General features: G+C 37.9%; 16 protein-coding genes and 1 pseudogene. 16 read left to right on the top strand and 1 reads right to left on the bottom strand.

The genetic code is table 11. The features are described from left to right. The first annotated feature begins 1 nt into the window (after position 1). The 5 genes from asnS to radA all read left to right on the top strand — a co-directional run bounded on the left by asnS (position 2) and on the right by radA (position 6,963). On the top strand, positions 2 to 1,399 hold the full coding sequence (asnS, locus tag Ami3637_RS10615) for an asparagine--tRNA ligase (RefSeq protein ID WP_162362559.1): 1,398 nt from the start codon (positions 2 to 4) through the stop codon (positions 1,397 to 1,399). A gap of 12 nt (positions 1,400 to 1,411) precedes the next feature. Next, positions 1,412 to 2,425, top strand: coding sequence for an asparaginase (ansA, locus tag Ami3637_RS10620; RefSeq protein WP_243157987.1), 1,014 nt, complete (start codon positions 1,412 to 1,414; stop codon positions 2,423 to 2,425). Positions 2,426 to 2,580: 155 nt separating this feature from the next. Next, positions 2,581 to 3,294, top strand: coding sequence for an AAA family ATPase (locus Ami3637_RS10625; RefSeq protein ID WP_279286665.1), 714 nt, complete (start codon positions 2,581 to 2,583; stop codon positions 3,292 to 3,294). A gap of 174 nt (positions 3,295 to 3,468) precedes the next feature. Beyond that, complete coding sequence (locus Ami3637_RS10630; protein ID WP_162362561.1) at positions 3,469 to 5,427, top strand: elongation factor G; 1,959 nt, start codon at positions 3,469 to 3,471, stop codon at positions 5,425 to 5,427. 147 nt (positions 5,428 to 5,574) lie between these two features. Next, complete coding sequence (radA, locus tag Ami3637_RS10635) at positions 5,575 to 6,963, top strand: DNA repair protein RadA (RefSeq protein ID WP_162362562.1); 1,389 nt, start codon at positions 5,575 to 5,577, stop codon at positions 6,961 to 6,963. Positions 6,964 to 7,045: 82 nt separating this feature from the next. On the opposite strand, the gene Ami3637_RS10640 is transcribed toward radA, so the two are convergent. Further along, on the bottom strand, positions 7,046 to 8,401 hold the full coding sequence (locus tag Ami3637_RS10640; protein ID WP_162362563.1) for an APC family permease: 1,356 nt from the start codon (positions 8,399 to 8,401) through the stop codon (positions 7,046 to 7,048). Between the two features lie 227 nt (positions 8,402 to 8,628). Between Ami3637_RS10640 and Ami3637_RS10645 the strand changes: the two genes are divergently transcribed. From Ami3637_RS10645 to Ami3637_RS10690, 11 genes and pseudogenes are all read left to right on the top strand, one after another. Continuing rightward, entirely contained in the window at positions 8,629 to 9,300 is a 672-nt protein-coding gene (locus tag Ami3637_RS10645) for a response regulator transcription factor (protein ID WP_162362564.1), read from the top strand. A 2-nt stretch (positions 9,301 to 9,302) separates the two neighbouring features. Further along, positions 9,303 to 10,733, top strand: coding sequence for a HAMP domain-containing sensor histidine kinase (locus Ami3637_RS10650; RefSeq protein WP_162362565.1), 1,431 nt, complete (start codon positions 9,303 to 9,305; stop codon positions 10,731 to 10,733). Positions 10,734 to 10,870: 137 nt separating this feature from the next. Continuing rightward, the gene (locus Ami3637_RS10655) at positions 10,871 to 11,344 is read left to right on the top strand and encodes a CarD family transcriptional regulator (protein WP_162362566.1); all 474 of its coding nucleotides are present in this window, start codon (positions 10,871 to 10,873) and stop codon (positions 11,342 to 11,344) included. An 84-nt stretch (positions 11,345 to 11,428) separates the two neighbouring features. After that, the gene (locus Ami3637_RS10660; RefSeq protein ID WP_162362567.1) at positions 11,429 to 12,532 is read left to right on the top strand and encodes a PIN/TRAM domain-containing protein; all 1,104 of its coding nucleotides are present in this window, start codon (positions 11,429 to 11,431) and stop codon (positions 12,530 to 12,532) included. A 6-nt stretch (positions 12,533 to 12,538) separates the two neighbouring features. Beyond that, positions 12,539 to 13,186, top strand: a pseudogene (ispD, locus tag Ami3637_RS18960) (2-C-methyl-D-erythritol 4-phosphate cytidylyltransferase); the annotation flags it as partial. 6 nt (positions 13,187 to 13,192) lie between these two features. After that, on the top strand, positions 13,193 to 13,678 hold the full coding sequence (gene ispF, locus Ami3637_RS18965; RefSeq protein ID WP_456298129.1) for a 2-C-methyl-D-erythritol 2,4-cyclodiphosphate synthase: 486 nt from the start codon (positions 13,193 to 13,195) through the stop codon (positions 13,676 to 13,678). A 17-nt stretch (positions 13,679 to 13,695) separates the two neighbouring features. Next, a complete protein-coding gene (locus Ami3637_RS10670) occupies positions 13,696 to 15,423 on the top strand; it encodes a proline--tRNA ligase (protein ID WP_162362569.1) in 1,728 nt (575 codons plus the stop codon). A gap of 3 nt (positions 15,424 to 15,426) precedes the next feature. Next, positions 15,427 to 16,038: a trimeric intracellular cation channel family protein gene (locus tag Ami3637_RS10675; RefSeq protein ID WP_162362570.1), complete on the top strand. Its 612-nt coding sequence runs from the start codon at positions 15,427 to 15,429 to the stop codon at positions 16,036 to 16,038. A 10-nt stretch (positions 16,039 to 16,048) separates the two neighbouring features. After that, positions 16,049 to 16,564 (top strand): NUDIX domain-containing protein, encoded by a 516-nt coding sequence (locus Ami3637_RS10680; RefSeq protein ID WP_162362571.1) that lies wholly within the window; start codon positions 16,049 to 16,051, stop codon positions 16,562 to 16,564. A 16-nt stretch (positions 16,565 to 16,580) separates the two neighbouring features. After that, positions 16,581 to 17,069 (top strand): peptidylprolyl isomerase, encoded by a 489-nt coding sequence (locus tag Ami3637_RS10685; protein WP_162362572.1) that lies wholly within the window; start codon positions 16,581 to 16,583, stop codon positions 17,067 to 17,069. A gap of 346 nt (positions 17,070 to 17,415) precedes the next feature. Then, on the top strand, positions 17,416 to 18,732 hold the full coding sequence (locus Ami3637_RS10690; protein WP_162362573.1) for a LysM peptidoglycan-binding domain-containing M23 family metallopeptidase: 1,317 nt from the start codon (positions 17,416 to 17,418) through the stop codon (positions 18,730 to 18,732). The last annotated feature ends 75 nt before the right edge of the window (positions 18,733 to 18,807 follow it).

Genomic DNA, 18,807 nt, shown 5'->3' on the forward strand with positions numbered 1-18,807 from the left:
AATGGGAAAAGATATACAGATAAGAGAGCTTTACAGAAATACAGCTGCTCATGCCGAAAAAGAAGTTATGATAAGAGGCTGGGTGAGAACCAACAGAAGTTCAAATAAATTTGGATTTATAGAGCTGAATGACGGTTCGTTTTTTAAATCTGTCCAGATTGTTTATGAGCAGGATATGATTGAAAACTTCGAAAAAATAGCAAAAGCACCAATTTCGGCAGCCCTTATGGTCAGAGGAACTCTGGTATTGACTCCGGATGCAAAGCAGCCGTTTGAAGTAAAAGCTAAAGAAATTGAAATAGAAGCTGGAGCAGATGCAGATTATCCCCTTCAGAAAAAAAGGCACAGCCTTGAATTCCTGAGAGAAATTGCACATCTAAGACCTAGAAGCAATACTTTCTCAGCTGTTTTCAGAGTCAGGTCTTTAGTTGCATATGCAATTCATCAGTTCTTTCAGGATCAGAATTTCGTGTATGTGCATACTCCTATTGTAACCGGAAGTGATTGCGAAGGCGCAGGAGAAATGTTCAGGATTACAACCCTGGATATGGAAAATCCACCGAAGAATGAGAACGGAAAGGTTGATTATGACCAGGATTTCTTTGGAAAAGAAACAAGCTTAACTGTAAGTGGACAGTTAGAAGCAGAAACGTTTGCATTGGCATTTAGAAATGTATATACTTTTGGGCCAACATTCAGGGCTGAAAACTCTAATACAGCCAGACATGCATCAGAATTCTGGATGATTGAGCCGGAAGTAGCTTTTGCAGATTTAACAGACAATATGGACCTGGCTGAATCTATGATTAAGTATATCATTAACTATGTTCTTGAACATGCACCTGAAGAAATGGACTTTTTTAACAGTTTTGTTGACAAGGGACTGACAGACAGACTGAATAACATTGTAAGCAATGACTTTGCACGCATTTCTTATACAGAAGCTGTGGATTTACTTCTTAAGTCTGGTAAAGAATTCCAGTATCCTGTAGAATGGGGCATTGATTTGCAGACAGAGCATGAGAGATATATTACCGAGGAAATCTTTAAGAAACCTGTGTTTGTTACGGACTATCCCAAAGAAATAAAGGCCTTCTATATGAGATTAAATGATGATAACAAGACTGTGGCTGCGTGTGATCTTTTAGTGCCAGGAGTTGGAGAAATCATAGGAGGAAGCCAGAGAGAAGAACGATATGACGTACTATCTTCCCGCATGAAGGAACTTGGACTAAATGAAGAAGATTACTGGTGGTACATGGATCTCAGAAAATACGGTGGTGTTAAACATGCAGGATATGGTCTGGGATTTGAAAGAATTATTATGTATGTGACAGGTATGAGCAATATCAGAGATGTACTGCCATTCCCAAGAACTCCAAAGACAGCTGAATTCTAAAGGAGAAAAGTTGTGAAAAAGAAAATCTGTATTATTTATACCGGCGGTACTATCGGAATGAAAGAGACAGAGTATGGGTATGCTCCCGTTCCCGGATATATGGAGAAGACCTTAAGGGGAATGCAGGAATTTAGAGAGCCTGAGATACCAGACTATGATTTTATTGAATATACACCGCTTTTAGATTCATCTAATATTACCGTTGAAAACTGGAATCAGATTGGGAAAGATATAAGAGAACGGTATTGTGATTATAATGGCTTTGTGGTTATGCACGGAACAGATACCATGGCTTACACCGCATCGGCTTTATCCTTTATGCTGCAGGGATTGTCAAAACCTGTTATTCTCACGGGCTCACAAATCCCTTTATGTAAAGTGAGAAGTGATGCAAGAGAAAATCTGATAACTTCCATGATTATTGCGGCCGAATATAATATACCGGAAGTATGTATTTATTTTGGCGGAAAACTCATAAGAGGAAATCGGTCAACAAAGGTTAGTTCGGATATGCTGATTGCTTTTGATTCTCCTAATTATGGGCCTTTAGCAGAGGCTGGGGTAAATATCACTTTAAATCAAAAAAGAATCAGATTGGAAAGCAAAGAATTGAGCTTTTGCCCCTTTGAAAATAATCAGATTGCAGTATTAAAGATTTTCCCTGGCATACAATTTGAAATCTTTGAAAACATCATGACTGAAAAACTAAAAGGGATTGTTATTGAGGCTTTTGGCGCAGGAAATATACCACAGAATGACGATTCAATGATCCGGATGCTGCAAAATGCCAAGTCCAATGGGACGTATATCATCGTTTGTACTCAGTGCCATAGGGGTTCTGCTACCATTGGACAGTATGAGACTAGTAAGCCTCTTGCTGAAGCCGGAGCCATAAGCGGATTTGATATGACTGTAGAGGCTGCAGTTACAAAGTTATATTATTTGCTGAGCAAGCACTATGAGCCAAGAGAAATCAGACTTCTTATGGAAAGCGATCTCCGGGGAGAACTGACACGTGATGTATAGAAAAAACGCAGATTAATAGCTAATAAGAAAAGGCTTATTAAAATAATGGTGCAGGTGTCACTGGGTTATTTTAGCAGGCCTTTTTTAATTAAAGATAATTTTTCATTTTACTTTATTATAATAATTTAACTGGTGGTGATGTTTACATGGATAGAATGTATATTAATAGTGCCATTCTCAATGAAGAAATCCCAAGAGACTCTTACCTTTGTCATGTGCCTGCTATTAAATATCTCATAAATAATAAGTCTATTTCATTTTCAAGCAATGTAACATTTTTTGTTGGAGAAAATGGCACAGGAAAATCTACTTTGCTGGAAGCTATTGCTGTTGCGTATGGATTTAATGCAGAGGGGGGGACAAAGAATTTTAATTTTTCAACCAACAAAACCCATTCAGAACTGTGTGAGTATTTAACTATCTCTAAATCCAGATATGCAAAGGATGGTTTCTTCCTAAGGGCAGAAAGTTTCTACAATTTTGCTACCAATGTGGATGAGTTAGATCTTTCCGGAAACTATGGAGGGAAATCCCTGCATAATCAATCCCATGGGGAAAGTTTTCTTTCTTTAGTGCAGAACAGATTTGGTGGAAAAGGAATGTATATTCTTGATGAACCAGAAGCTGCTCTTTCACCAACCAGGCTTCTGTCCCTGATAGCGGAGATTGATGCATTAGTGAAACAAGATTCCCAATTTATTATAGCCACTCATTCACCGATTCTCATGACTTTTCCTCGTTCCACAATCTATCAGTTTACGGAGTCAGGTATAGAAATGGTAGATTATAAACAGACGGAACACTATCAGCTGTCCAGAAGTTTTTTGGAGAATCCAGAAAAAATGTTACACTATTTACTGGGAGACTAAAGGGTTAAAAGAGTGCGATTACAGATTGAAAAACTAACGATGAATCGTCAGATAAATCAAATATTCTGACGATTTTGTTTGCCATATATAAACTCCAATGTTATAATGAGGGTGTAATGATCCGTGTATACATGATGATTCATTATCAAAAAATAATTTTGGGAGGGCTTATTTATGAAGGGCTATACGAGCGATACTATTAGAAACGTTGCACTTGTTGGACATGGCGGATGTGGTAAGACTACATTTTTGGAATCAGCTTTATTGGCAACAGGCGTGATTAACCGACTTGGCAGAGTTGAAGACGGAAATACAGTATCTGACTACGACAAGATGGAAATTGAAAAGGGATATTCAATTAACACTTCTGTTGTTCCTATTGAATGGAAAGATAGCAAGATTAACTTTATTGATACCCCAGGATATTTCGATTTTATCGGTGAAGTGAATGCAGCACTGAGAGCTGCCGAAGCTGCAGTGATTCTTGTGGATGCAGGTGCAGGTATTCAGGTAGGAACTGAACAGGCTTGGAAGGCTTGTGAGAGATATAAGAAACCAAGATTTATTGTTATAAATAAGAGAGATAAAGATGAATTTGATTTTTATAAGACTTTTGACGAATTAAAAGCAAAGTTTGGAGATACACTTATTCCGTTTAGCTGGCCCCTTTCAGCAGAAATAGATGAAGGTCTGAAAGAAGCCATTGCCATGACAGATGAAGAACTTATGGACAAGTATTTTAATGGAGATGACTTTACAGATGATGAAATCAGAAGTGGATTAAGACACGGAATAGCTGATGGGGTTATTGTTCCTGTGTGCTCTTCTGCGTTCTCATTGGGACATGGAATTGAAGGATTGCTGGATTTACTTATTACATATGTACCTACTCCTTTGGAACATGGACCTTATTATGGATTTAATGAGAAAAATGAGCATATTGAGAGAAAATCTGTGGTGGATGCACCAATGTCAGCCTTTGTATTTAAGACTATTGTTGACCCGTTTGTTGGTAAGATTTCCATTATGAAAGTTATCACAGGAAAAATAAATTCAGGAACAGAAGTTTTAAATGAGAGGTCCGATAAAGTAGAGAAATTAGGAAAGTTATTTTTCCTCAGAGGGAAAAACCAGTTGGAACTGAATTATGCTGAAGCCGGTGATATCGTCGCCGTAGCCAAACTGCAGTATACATTATCAGGAGATACTCTTTGTGACAAGAGTGATATCATTCGTTACTTACCTCTAGATTATCCTGAACCTTCATACTTTATAGCTATTGAAGCAGTGGATAAAGGTGATGAGGAAAAGATGGGAACAGGTCTCAATAAACTAAGAGAGGAAGATCCATCATTTATAGTAACAAGAAATAATGAAACCCATCAGACACTACTGGGTGGTCAGGGTGAAATCCAGCTGGGAATTATCATAGCAAAATTGAAAGACAGATTTGGTGTTTCCGTAAAAACTGTACCTCAGAAAATTGCTTACAGAGAAACTATAAAAGGAAATTCCGATGTACAGGGAAAACATAAAAAACAATCCGGCGGCGCGGGTCAGTACGGAGATGTTCATATCAGATTTTCCCCATCAGAACAGGAATTTGAATTCTCAGAGCAATTATTCGGCGGATCCATACCTAAAAACTATGTTCCAGCAGTAGAAAAAGGCTTGATGGAATCTATGCATAAAGGACCTCTGGCTGGATGTAAAGTAGTAAATATAAAAGCCGTTCTTTATGATGGATCTTACCATGATGTGGACTCAAATGAAATGTCATTTAAAATAGCAGCTTCATTAGCCTTTAAGAAGGGCATCGTAGAGGCCAAACCATGCCTTCTGGAACCAGTTATGCATATGGAAATCACTGTTCCGGATGAATACATGGGAGATGTTATGGGAGATATGAACAAGAGAAGGGGTAAAATTCTGGGAATGGAACCACTTCAGGGAGGTGGACAAAAGCTTCTTGCAGAGGCTCCTCATGCTGAAATCTTTGATTATGCAGTATCCCTGAGAGCTATGACTCAGGCAAGAGGATCATTTACACAAAAATTTGAGAGATATGAAGAAGTACCTACTCATTTAGCTGAAAAAATTATAGCCAAACATAAGGCTGAAACTGAGGCATAGAGTAATATTTGAATTAAAAAGTAAGGGAGCAAACTATTATTGCTCCCTTTTTGTTGGCATTTTATCTAATATAAATTATACTAAGAGAATAGAAAAAATAAGTAACATTCAGGTTTTATAGCTGAAAAGAATATAAAGGGGTAAAAGATGAAAAAGGCAAAGACTATATTTGTATGCCAGGAATGTGGTTACGAGACTGCTAAATGGATGGGACAGTGCATCTGTGGAGCCTGGAACTCCATGGTAGAAGAAAAAGTAATCCCTGTGAATGAAAATGACAGCAGAAGCAGAACTACGGCTAATATAAGCGGAAATGCCAGGCAAAGAGTGAAAGCATCCAGATTATCAGAGGTCCAGTCGGGTAATTTTTCAAGAATTGATACCGGCATAGGAGAGTTAAACAGGGTTTTAGGAGGAGGACTGGTCAAAGGTTCTCTTACGCTCATATCAGGAGAACCTGGTATAGGAAAGTCTACAATTATAATTCAGGCAGCCTCAAACATCGCCGGACAATATGGGAAGGTACTATATGTTTCTGGAGAAGAGTCGGAAGAACAGATTAAAATGCGGGGAGACAGAGTATGTAAAGGCAATATACAGAATCTGTTTTTACTGGCTGAAACCAATATGGAAAATATCATAAATGTCACAGAGGAATTAAAGCCGGAATTTATTATTATAGATTCCATACAAACTATGTATTCACCAGAACTGGATTCTGCACCAGGAAGTGTTTCCCAGGTGCGGGCTTGCGGAAACGAATTGATGAAAATGGGAAAGGTACAAAATATTCCAATATTTATAGTGGCTCATGTGACGAAATCAGGAGAACTTGCAGGCCCTAAAATAGTGGAACACTTAGTGGACTGTGTTCTTAATTTTTCTGGGGAGAGAAACCAGGAGTTAAGGATACTACGATGCTTTAAAAATAGATTTGGCACTACAAGTGAAATCGGGGCTTTCGAGATGATGGAAGAAGGTCTGGTTGAAATTGAAAACTTATCTAAAACTTTTCTTGAGGGAATGGAGGAAGGCGCGGAAGGAGCTATAGCTACTGCAGTTTATGAAGGCACAAGGCCTTTGCTTTTAGAAATTCAGGCGTTAACAGCCCCTACAAATATTGGTTTTGCCAGAAGAACTGCCATTGGCATTGATAATAACCGGCTGAACATGCTGCTGGCAGTGCTTGAACGAAAAGCGGGTCTGTCTCTCATAAACCAGGATGTATACGTCAATGTTGTAGGGGGATTAAGGCCAGACGGTACGTCTACGGATCTGGCCGTGGCCCTTGCTATATATTCTTCCTTTAAAGGTAAGACTGCGTCAGGGAAAACCCTGGCACTGGGTGAAATCGGACTGACCGGAGATTTGAGATCTGTTCAGAACTGTGAGAAGATTGTAAGAGAAGCAAGCAGAATGGGATTTTCAAGAATAATTTTACCGAAAAAAAATGAACTTGCCATTAAAGAGCCTCCGCAAAATGTAAAACTTGTGGGAGTGTCAAATATCAGAGATGCTATTTCATGTTTTTCATAAAAAGCAAATATAATGAAGTTTGATTATCAATAAAAAAGTCAGATACAAAAGTGTATCTGACTTTTTGTTACATAAGTATTATTTAAGCAACGTTTTTCTGTTTGCTGAATATTGCACCGATAAACATGATAACTGCAAACACAATCAGATATGCTATGACAGCTTTACCATGTGAGAAACAAGCGGCAATAATCATAAATACGCAGCCTGCAAGAGCAAGTATAGGCATAAAGAAACGTTTAAATGCTGGTAAATCCTTTTCCTTTTTAATCATCATAATGAAGATAGGGATATATAATGCGTAAATGGATACTATTGGAAGCTCTGATGAATCAAAACAGAAGAATCCAAACCATGTAGGAGAAGCCAGGTTAGCACCATAGAAGAATAGCAGCCAGATAGCGCATAATAGTAAACCAATAACGGATGAATTTGTAGGCATATTGGTTACTTTGTCAACCTGACCAAAAATTTCAGGATTAGGTCCCTGCTTTCTGGAAGCAACAGAATAAATACCTCTTGTACAGCCAAGCATAAGTCCGTTCAGGGTACCCAGACATGAAATAATTACAAATACAAAGATAAGTGTACCGCCTACATTGGTAAACATTGTTTCAAATGCAAGTTTTGCTCCAGCTTCACCGCCTGCCATCATAACTTCGTTAGTAACAGCTCCTGCAAGACCTACATAGTAAAGAATATATACTGCCATAATAATAAAGGTTCCGCAAACTAAAGCGATTGGCAGATTCTTTTTAGAATTCTTTAATTCGGCATTTATACTGGTAGCTACAATCCAGCCTTCATATGCAAAAGCTGTGGCAACTACTGCTGTAAATAAAGCATTTGAAGTGTTTACGTGATTTACCACAGTTGTGAAGTTATGTGCAGTCATACCGTTTCCAAGGCCTACAATAGTCCCGATAACAGCCATTAAAAATAATGGAATTAATTTGATAACGGTTGTTGAAACCTGGAACTTACCTGAAAGTACAGGGGATAAAGTATTAAGGGCATAGCTTCCAATCAGGAAAAAGCATGAAATAGTCATACATGGACCGCCAACAATGTCCCACCCAAATAATACGCATGTATATCTGGCAGATACCCAGGCTAAAACGGATGTAAGTGTAGGATAATAAATAAGTGCCATAAACCAGCCTACGTAGTAGCCATATTTACTGCCCATTGTGGCTTCTGCGTAGTCAACGATACCATTTACATATTGATATCTTGTTGCCATTACTGCGAAGGTATATGCGCATGCAATCATAATAAGACCACCGATTACCCAGGCTAAAATACCAAGAGGAAGGTCACCTCCAGTAGCATTTAGTACTTTTTCTGCTTTGAAAAAGACACCACTTCCGATTACTATGCCTACAACCATAGCAATTGCAGTAATCAGGCCATATTTTTCTTTTAATTCAGTTTTCATTTTCATCTCCCATTTCTTAAAAAATATAGTTATAATAACAAATAATAATAAAATTATTTTAGCACTAGAACAAAAAATAAACAATAAAAACTTAAACAATTTAAATAAGAGATATGATAAAATTACATATAATATCTTTGTTTTAATCACAAACTTATCACTTTAACCGTTTAAGATATAATATAGAGATTTTAATGTGAAATGAAAAATAATAAAAGAGGTAAATTATGAGTAAATTGTTAATTGTTGACGATGAAATTAAAATTAGAGAAGTTATAAGGGAATATGCTGAATTTAACAGTCATGAGGTAGATGAGGCTGCAGATGGTATGGAAGCTATAGGGCTCTGCAAACTAAATGATTACGATTTGATTATACTTGATGTGATGATGCCTAAACTGGATGGATTCTCCACTTGCAAGGAACTTAGAAAATTTAAAGACACACCAGTAATCATGCTTTCTGCCAGGGGTGAGGAATATGATAAACTCTTTGGTTTTGAACTGGGGGTAGATGACTATGTGGTTAAGCCTTTCAGCCCCAAGGAACTGATGGCAAGAGTTCACGCAGTACTGGCAAGAAAAGCTTCCGTTCAGCTTGCTGAGCAGGATATACTTAATTTTAAGGGGTTATCTATTAATATTCCTGCAAGAACTGTCCTTGTGGATGGTGAGAAAATTGAACTTACACCAAAAGAATATGACCTTCTGTTTTATCTGGCTAAAAACTGCAATCTTGCATTATCAAGAGATAAACTCCTGTCAGATATCTGGGGTTATGACTTTTTTGGTGATGACAGGACTATAGACACCCATATTAAAAACCTGAGAAACAATCTGGGACCATACAGAGATTTTATAGTTACCTTAAGGGGTGTAGGATATAAATTTGAGGCATAGGCATGAAGATTAAATTACCTAAAATAAATTTTGACAAAAATAGTATAAATTTCAAACTGTGGGCTTATTTTATTCTATTTGCTGCATTTTTACTTTCACTTTTATGGCTTTTACAGATATTCTTTTTAAATACTTATTATCAGGAAATGAAAATATCTGAAACCAACAGAATAGCCAATGTGATTGCAGATAAATATGGTAAACCAGACTTTGTAGAAACCATAAGGTCTTTATCTGTATCCAATGATATGTATATCCAGATAGAAACAGATGATGCCATATTGTTTTCTCCGGGAAATGAATCTGGGAGAATGCCAGTCTATATGTATTTACCTGAGATGAGTACTGTGCGGAAAATGCTGTTTAAAGATAACCAACGGAGTGCTTCTGTTATTATCCCACAGAAAAACCCTGGGCATGGAGACAGAAAAACCCTGGCATATGCCAGCTTTTTGGAAAAGACTGCAGATGACAAAGTGATTTTATATATTTTTTCTCCTTTGTTTCCGGTAGATTCTACTGTAGGAATCTTGAGAAATCAATTAATATATGTTACTATTATTTCACTATGTATGGCATTCTGTTTGTCATTTTATTTGTCAAACAGGATTTCCAAGCCTATAAGAAGTATAACGAAATCCGCAGAAAAACTGGCTGCTGGGCAGTATGGTGTACCTTTTGAGGGGGGGCACTATACTGAAATCATACAACTGGCAGATACTTTAAATATGACATCAGTGGAATTAGAAAAGACGGATTCCTTAAGAAAGGATTTAATTGCAAATGTTTCTCATGACCTAAGAACACCTCTGACCATGGTTAAATCCTATGCAGAGATGATCAGAGATCTCTCCGGTGATAATCCTGAGAAACGAAAGGCCCATTTAGAGGTGATTATTGAGGAAGCAGACCGGTTAAATCTGCTGGTTAGTGATATGCTTGATTTATCCAGGCTTCAGACCCATGTCACACCTCTTGAAAAAAGTCAATTCAGCCTTTTGGAAGCTGCTCAAAGCATTATACATTCTCTGGGCATATATGAAAGCCGTGATGGGTATAAATTTGTTTTGGATTGCCCGGAAGATATCATTGTAACTGCAGATGAAAATAAAATAAAACGTGTTATTTCCAATTTACTCAATAACGCCATTAAATATTGTGGTGAAGATAAGGAAATTGAAGTAAAAATCTTCAGTAAAGATGGAGCTGCAAGGTGTGAGGTGTCTGACCATGGAATGGGCATTGCCGCTGATGAGATTGATCAGATATGGGACAGATATTATAAAGCAAGTACACATCATGTAAGGGAAGTAAAAGGTACCGGACTGGGGTTATCTATCGTTAAGGAAATCGTATTACTTCATAAAGGTCGTTATGGAGTAGACAGTAAAGAAGGAGAAGGCAGTACCTTTTATTTTGAATTAAATAAATAGAATTAAAAAAAATTAAAGAGAAATTAGCAATTTTGTTATTGACATAAAAAAAGCAGTATGATAAACTGAAAAATTTGTATGCTTGACATAAACCGAATTAGTAATATATACTAGAAGTATATATTGGAGGGATTGTTATGTATACCGTTGGAGATAAAGTCGTGTATCCGATGCATGGTGCAGGAGTTATAGAAAAAATAGAAGAAAAGAAAATCTTAGGGGAAATAAGAAAATATTACATCTTAAAACTGCCTTGTGGGGATATGAAAGTGATGATTCCTGTTGAAAGCAGTAACAGTGTTGGCGTGCGTGAAATTATTTCTGAAGAGCAGCTGAAAGGAGTTATCTCCATACTAAAAGATGACTCTAGTACAATGCCGAGCAATTGGAACCGCAGATATCGGGAAAATATGGAAAAACTAAAGACGGGTGACGTAATAGAGGTCGCTGAAGTTGTCAGGAATCTGATTCGGATGGACAGACAGAAAAAGTTGTCTACGGGAGAAAAGAAAATGCTTACTAATGCAAAACAGATTCTGCTTAGTGAAATAATTCTGGTAAGGGATATTGGACAAAACGAAGCAAATGATATTATTGATAAAGCAATTTAATCTTCGCTTATTGATAGTATTTGAGCTATAAACACTTCAAAAGAAATGGAGGGAAAAAACAGATTTGAAGGGGGGTGAAACAGGATGTTAAAAAAACTTATAAGAATAATATTGACTATTGTTGGGGCCATTGTGGGATATGGTGTGTTCTTATTAAGTGAATTTATGTATGGCTTATCGGGGAATTCCTTAGAAAGTAAATTCACAGAAACACAGTTAGCAGTTACTGCGCTATGTTTTGCTATTATTTTTGGAATTATATTTTTTAGAGCAACACCTAGTCTTGGAAAACACAGCATCAAGGTAGCAAAGGGCATTGAGTCCGATTTGCAGGGGGTTTCTACAAATGATATAGCATCAGGAACATTTGGATTGATTGTTGGATTGATTATTGCTTTTTTAGTCAGTCAGATTTATGCGACGATTCAGATTTTCTATATGGGTACAATTCTAAGCATCATTACGTATCTTATCATGGGATACCTGGGTGTTATTATTGCAACAAAAAGGTTTAAAGATGTAACAAGTGCATGGCTTGCAAGAAGCAAAAGTGGACAGCCTTTTAAATCAAAAAGCAAACTTGCTGATGCTACACCAAAAATTCTTGATACCAGTGTAATCATTGATGGAAGAATAGCAGATATTATGAAAACGGGATTTATCGAAGGAAATATCGTGATACCTGAATTTGTATTATTGGAGTTACAGCATATTGCTGATTCATCTGATGGATTGAAAAGAAACCGGGGACGCAGAGGACTTGATATTTTAAATAAAATACAGGAAGAATATGGTATTGATATTTACAATACCACATCTGAAAAATCTCTGGATGAGATTCCTGAAGTTGATGTTAAACTACTAAAGCTTGCGCAGATTATGAATGGGAAGGTTGTTACCAATGACTTCAACCTGAACAAAGTAGCAGGAATAAAAGGCGTTAAAGTCTTAAATATTAATGAACTGGCAAATACCTTAAAGCCAGTAGTGCTTCCTGGAGAGGACATGAAACTTTTCCTTGTGAAAGAAGGAAAAGAAAGCAATCAGGCCGTAGCATATCTTGATGATGGAACTATGATTGTCGTTGAAGAGGGAAGAAGGTTTATAGGACAGAATGTAACTGTTACTGTAACAAGTGTATTGCAAACATCAGCAGGACGTATGATTTTTGCAAAACCAAAGAGATAAAAATATATGTATAAAAACAAAAAAGTAGCTGTAATAATAGCCGCTGCCGGGTCTGGAAAAAGGATGGGCAGCGGCATTCCGAAACAATTTTTAGAAATAGAAGGTAAGTCCGTGCTTGTTAAAACTGCTTTGGCTTTCAGCCAGAATCAGTATGTTGACGGCTTTTTTGTCGTTACGGGAAAGGATTTTGTTGAAAGAACAGAAGAACTTTTGAAAAGTATGGATAAATTTATGGGAATTGCTGTAGGTGGTGCTGAACGGCAGGATTCAGTGTATAAGGGATTGGAAATGCTGCCAGAAGATACGGATTATGTATTAGTGCATGACGCAGCAAGACCTTTTATAACCCAGAATGTTATTGATTTGGTAATTGAAAAGTCTGTAGAGAAGGGAGCTGCGGTTGCGGCAGTACCAGTTAAAGACACCATAAAGACCGTTGATGAACAAGGGGTTTTTACAAATACATTACCGAGAGATCAGCTCAGGTGCATACAAACTCCTCAGGGATTTCAGAAGGAACTGCTTATAAAGGCCTATAAAAAAGCTTTTGCTGAAAATTATTATGGTACGGATGATGCGGTTTTAATTGAAAGGACAGGGTTCCCTGTACATCTGGTGGATGGAGATTATAGTAACATTAAGATTACAACAAAAGAGGATATGCCCATGGAATGCAGAATTGGTACAGGATATGATGTACACAGATTAGAAAAAAACAGAAAACTAATTTTAGGAGGTGTGGAAATACCTTTTGAATCAGGGTTGTCAGGACACTCCGATGCAGATGTTTTGGTGCATGCCATTATGGATGCACTGCTGGGTGCGGCGGCTTTAGGTGATATTGGAAGACATTTTCCAGATGCAGATGAAAAATATGAGGGTATTTCCAGTATGAAGCTGTTGGAACATGTTTCATGGCTTTTAGAACGCAATGGATATGGTATAGGCAATATAGATGCAACCATTATAGCGCAGGCCCCCAGATTGGCACCTTTTATAGATGAGATGAAAATAAATATTGCTGAAACTTTAAAAATAAGTCATAATAAAGTGAATGTAAAAGCGACTACAACAGAAAAACTGGGCTTTACCGGACGAAAAGAGGGTATTGCTTCAGAAGCTGTATGCATATTGAATAAAATTTGAAGGAGATCTTATAGAAAATGAAATTATCAAAAATGCACTTAAAAACCTTACGAGAAGTGCCAAATGAGGCTGAAATTGCCAGCCATATTTTGCTTGTCAGAACAGGAATGATTAAAAAACTGGTATCAGGGGTTTATGGCTTTATGCCACTTGGCTGGCGCTCCATAAGAAAGATTGAAGAAATAATCAGACAGGAAATGGATGCCAAAGGAGCACAGGAAATACACATGTCTGCAGTTCAGCCTGCAGAACTTTGGATGGAATCAGGAAGGTGGTTCAAATATGGGCCTGAACTTTGGAGATTGAAGGACAGAAATGGAAGAGATTTTTGCCTTGGCCCTACTCATGAAGAAATTTTTACAGATATTGTGAGAAATGATGTAAACTCATACAGACAGCTTCCTTTAAATCTTTATCAGATTCAGACCAAGTACAGAGATGAAGCCAGACCAAGATTTGGATTGATGAGAAGCAGAGAATTTATTATGAAGGATTCCTATTCTTTTGATAAAACCTATGAAGATTTAGATAAAAGTTATGATGATATGTATGATGCTTATGAAAAAGTATTTACAAGATGTGGACTGACTTTCCGGCCTGTGGAAGCAGATACTGGCGCTATTGGAGGAAGCAACTCTCACGAGTTTACAGCATTATCTGAAGTTGGTGAAAGCGAGATTGCATACTGTGAAAAATGCAACATGGCAGCAACCACAGAAAAAGCTCTATGTGTAGATGCAGCAGCTTCAAAGGCAGCAGAGCTTCCTTTAGAAGAAGTGCACACTCCGGGAACAAAAACCATTGAAGAAGTATCGGCTTTCCTGAATATGGATCAGACACAGACTTTAAAGGCATTACTGTTTGTAACTTATGATGACAATGGTAATGACAATGGCTATGTGGCTGCTTTCGTAAGGGGCGACAGAGAATTAAATATGATAAAACTTGTTAATGCATTAAATATTCCGGAACACGCCATTGGTTTTGCTGACGAGGCTAAAATGTCAGAAGCAACAGGCTGCGTAGGAGGATTTACTGGTCCTGTTGGCCTGCATGACTGTAAGATTGTAGTGGATAGTGAAATTCCTGGATTGAAGAATCTTTGTGCAGGAGCCTGCAAAGCAGACTATCACCTGAAAAATGTGAATTATGGCAGGGATTATAGTGCAGATATCGTTGCAGATATTAAAATGCTTAAGGCTGGAGACCCTTGCCCGGTATGTGGAGCTCCTGTAAAGCATGCAAGAGGGATTGAAGTAGGACAAGTCTTTAAGCTTGGAACAAAATACAGTGAATCCATGGGGGCTTACTATAAAGACGAAAACCAGAAGGATCAGCTTATTGTTATGGGTTGTTATGGAATAGGAGTTACCAGAACTCTGGCTGCTATTGTAGAACAGCACCATGATGAAAACGGCATTATCTGGCCAGTGTCGGTTGCTCCTTATCATGTGATTATTACGCTGTTGAGTCCAGAGGATGAAATACAGGCCAGAATAGCTGAAGATATTTACAGGCAGCTTGCCAGTGCAGGCGTAGAAGTACTGCTTGATGATAGAAAAGAAAGACCTGGTGTTAAATTTAAAGATGCGGATTTGATTGGTATTCCTGTACGAATCACAGTGGGCAGAGGTGCCGCTGAAGGAAAAGTGGAATATAAACTCAGAAGAGAATCCGATAAAGAAGAAATTTCTCCTGAAGAAGCCATTGCTAAAGCAATCACAATTATTAACGAGGAGAAATAATGAATGGAATTCATTTCTTTAATGGAATTAATAGGAACTGTAGCATTTGCAGCGGCAGGGGCACTGGTAGCCATCGATAAAGAATTGGATTATTACGGAATATCAATTTTTGCCATAATAACAGCAGTTGGAGGGGGAATAGTCCGGGACGTGATGATTAATGTTCCCGTACCTGTTTCTCTTGCCAATCCTCTATATATTATAATCAGCCTGATTACAACGGCTGTAGTAATAATTTTTTATAAGAGGATTGTAAAATATCAGAATGTAGTAATGTTTTGCGATGCCATTGGACTGGCAGCCTTCACGGCAATAGGTGCAGAAGTGGCACTGGTAAACGATGTTTATATGCCTTTTGTGGTTATAACGCTGGCTGTTTTAACGGGAACTGGTGGAGGCGTGATAAGAGATGCCATGTGTGGTGATGTACCATATGTTTTCAAAAAAGAGGTTTATGCTGTAGCTTCTATTTTTGGAGCAGTGATTTTTATGGCGATATATCCTTATTTTGGAAAACACGTGGCAGTATACGCTTCGTTTGGAGCGACGCTTGCTATCAGATTAATATCCATGAAGTTTAATTTACATCTTAAAAAGGTTGCAAAGCAAGGATAGGAGTACATTTATGTGGGCTGGTGGAGTACGAGTAATAATATTTGATGATGAAAAGAAGATATTAATGGTTAGACAGCATCATGAAAACAAAGATATCTGGATGTTGCCGGGAGGAGCCATTGAAGAGCATGAAGATGCACGGCAGGCAGCTGCCCGTGAGGTCAAAGAAGAAACTGGTCTTGATGTAACCATAGAAAAATTAATCTGGCATGTGGAAGAGGTTTCAGATGTCCGGGGTCAAAGGTTTGTAAATTTCTTTTTGGGAAAAATCTGCGGGGGAGCGTTGGAACTTGGATATGATCCGGAGCTTTTTGGACAGGAACAGGTTATGAAGGAAGTTAAGTTTGTTTCCAGAGAAGAACTTAACTCTTTAGAAAATATATATCCAGATTATTTAAGAGAAGAAATATGGGAGTTTATGGATTACTTTTTCGGACTGGAAAAGTTTGAGGGCCATATTGAAAAAGAAGTGCTGTCTGTGCTGAAAAAAAGAGATAAAATGTACGACAGCTTTAAATTAAGATAATAAAGGAGAAAAATGTATGAAAAAAATCGTGACAATTGAAATGGAAAACGGAGACATCATGAAAGGAGAACTCTATCCAGAAATCGCACCGGAAACAGTAAAGAACTTTGAGACTCTGGTAAAAGACGGATTTTATGATGGACTGATTTTTCACCGGGTTATTCCTGGCTTCATGATTCAGGGTGGTGATCCTACAGGTACTGGTATGGGTGGGCCTGGACATACAATCAAAGGAGAATTTTCAGCCAATGGATTTGAAAATAATTTAAAACATACTAAGGGCGTTTTATCTATGGCAAGAGCCATGGACCCAAATTCCGCTGGTTCACAGTTCTTTATTATGGTTGAAGACGCTCCACATCTGGATGGACAATATGCTGCTTTCGGTAAAATTACTGAAGGAATCGAAGCTGCAGATAAAATAGTAAATGTGAAAAGAGATTTTTCGGATAAGCCGAAAGAAAAACAGGCTATGAAGAAAGTAACCATTGAAGATGAGGAATAATTTTATATAATATATAACGTTAAAATGGCTAATACCGCAAATAAGTGATAGGATTGTTACAGTCTTGTAATATATTGGTATCCTAAGAGGCTTATTACTTTTTTAACAAACTGGGTTGCAAAAATCCGTGATTATGTTGAAATTTCAACTTGATTACGGATTTTTTTATTTGAAGTTTTTGTGAAGAAAATGCCATAGGGGTTGACTTTTCTGTAACAATACTGTAACATTACAACGTAGCTGGAAATAATATGCTACATGAGATCGTAAGTACAATACATCTCTTTTGAAAGGGGATTATAGAAAAAACGGGTATTAACTAGCGAGGAAAAAAGGAATTTAGAATATGAATATAAAAATAAAAAATGCTATGAGTTCTATAAAGGATAAATGTACCTTAGAAAAAATCGGGCAGACCACAAAGAGTTTTTCAAAGAAGCAGAAAATTACGGCTGGCGGGGTAGTTGGCGTGCTGGCACTTGCTGCAATCCTTTCTGTAACACCAATGGTACCTATGGGGGCACCAGGGCATACAGGAAATCATACAGCTGTTCATGAAAATAAAATTGAGCTTGCAAAAGCTGCAAATGATATACAATGGCTAATAAAAATTGGAGGAAAAACCATATTGGCAGTGGATACTGAAGAAGATGCCAAAGCTGTTTTCCAGGGAGTAAAGTCCTATTATTTAGCCAATAAATCCGATCCAAATGCCACTGTTGTTTTTGATAAGGAATTTGGATGGGACCCATATGATGCCAAGGCGGTAGGAGGCGACCCAGCCTGGGTGATGAGTGTTGCTGATGCTGTTGACTATATTATAAAGGGAACAGCGACCCCGAAGACTTATGTAGTCCAGGGTGGCGATACGGTATGGGACATTGCGATGAAAAGTGGGATATCTCTGGATGAACTGGAAAAAATGAATCCAGGAATCAGTTCTTCCAGTTTACAGATTGGTTCCGTGGTAAATTTATATGAATCCAAACCATTTGTAGCTATTACAACTACAGAAACAGTAGTGGGAACAGAAACAATACCGTACCAAACGGTTTATGAAGATTCAAGTTCTCTGTATAGAGGACAATCCAAGGTTAAGACGGCCGGAGTAGCTGGAAGTAAGCAGGTTACTTCTCAAGTGATCAAGCAAAATGGCGTGGTAATAGCTTCAAACCTATTAAGTGAACAGGTTTTAAACCAGCCACAGAATCAGATTTCATTAAAGGGAACAGCATCAGCTCCCACTTATACGGCTAGTATTGCAACGGCAGGGACTTCTTCTGCAAAATTCAGCGGTATTCTGAGTGCTCCTATGGGACACATCGAAGTTTCCTCTACCTACGGGGCAAACAGAGGAAGCAGGAGACATGCAGGAGTAGATTTGAGAAATCCGGCTGGGACACCATTTGGTGCAGCAGCTGATGGTGTAGTTATTTCTGCAGGATATTCAGGTTCTTATGGTAATATAATAAAAGTTGATCATGGCGGCGGACTTCAGACTTATTATGCACACTGTAGCAGTATGTGTGTTTCACCAGGACAGAAGGTCACAAAAGGCCAGACTTTAGGGACTGTAGGCTGTACAGGAAATGCGACTGGTAATGTACTTCATTTCGAAGTCAGAATAAATGGTGTCGCACAGAATCCTATGAATTATATTTAAACTTGTTTGAATTGTAGTTAAATGGGTATACAACTTAAGTAGAATATTGTATAATTTTAGGGCAGGTTTACCTGC

Source organism: Aminipila terrae, from assembly GCF_010120715.1.
Classification (GTDB): Bacteria; Bacillota; Clostridia; order Peptostreptococcales; family Anaerovoracaceae; genus Aminipila; species Aminipila terrae.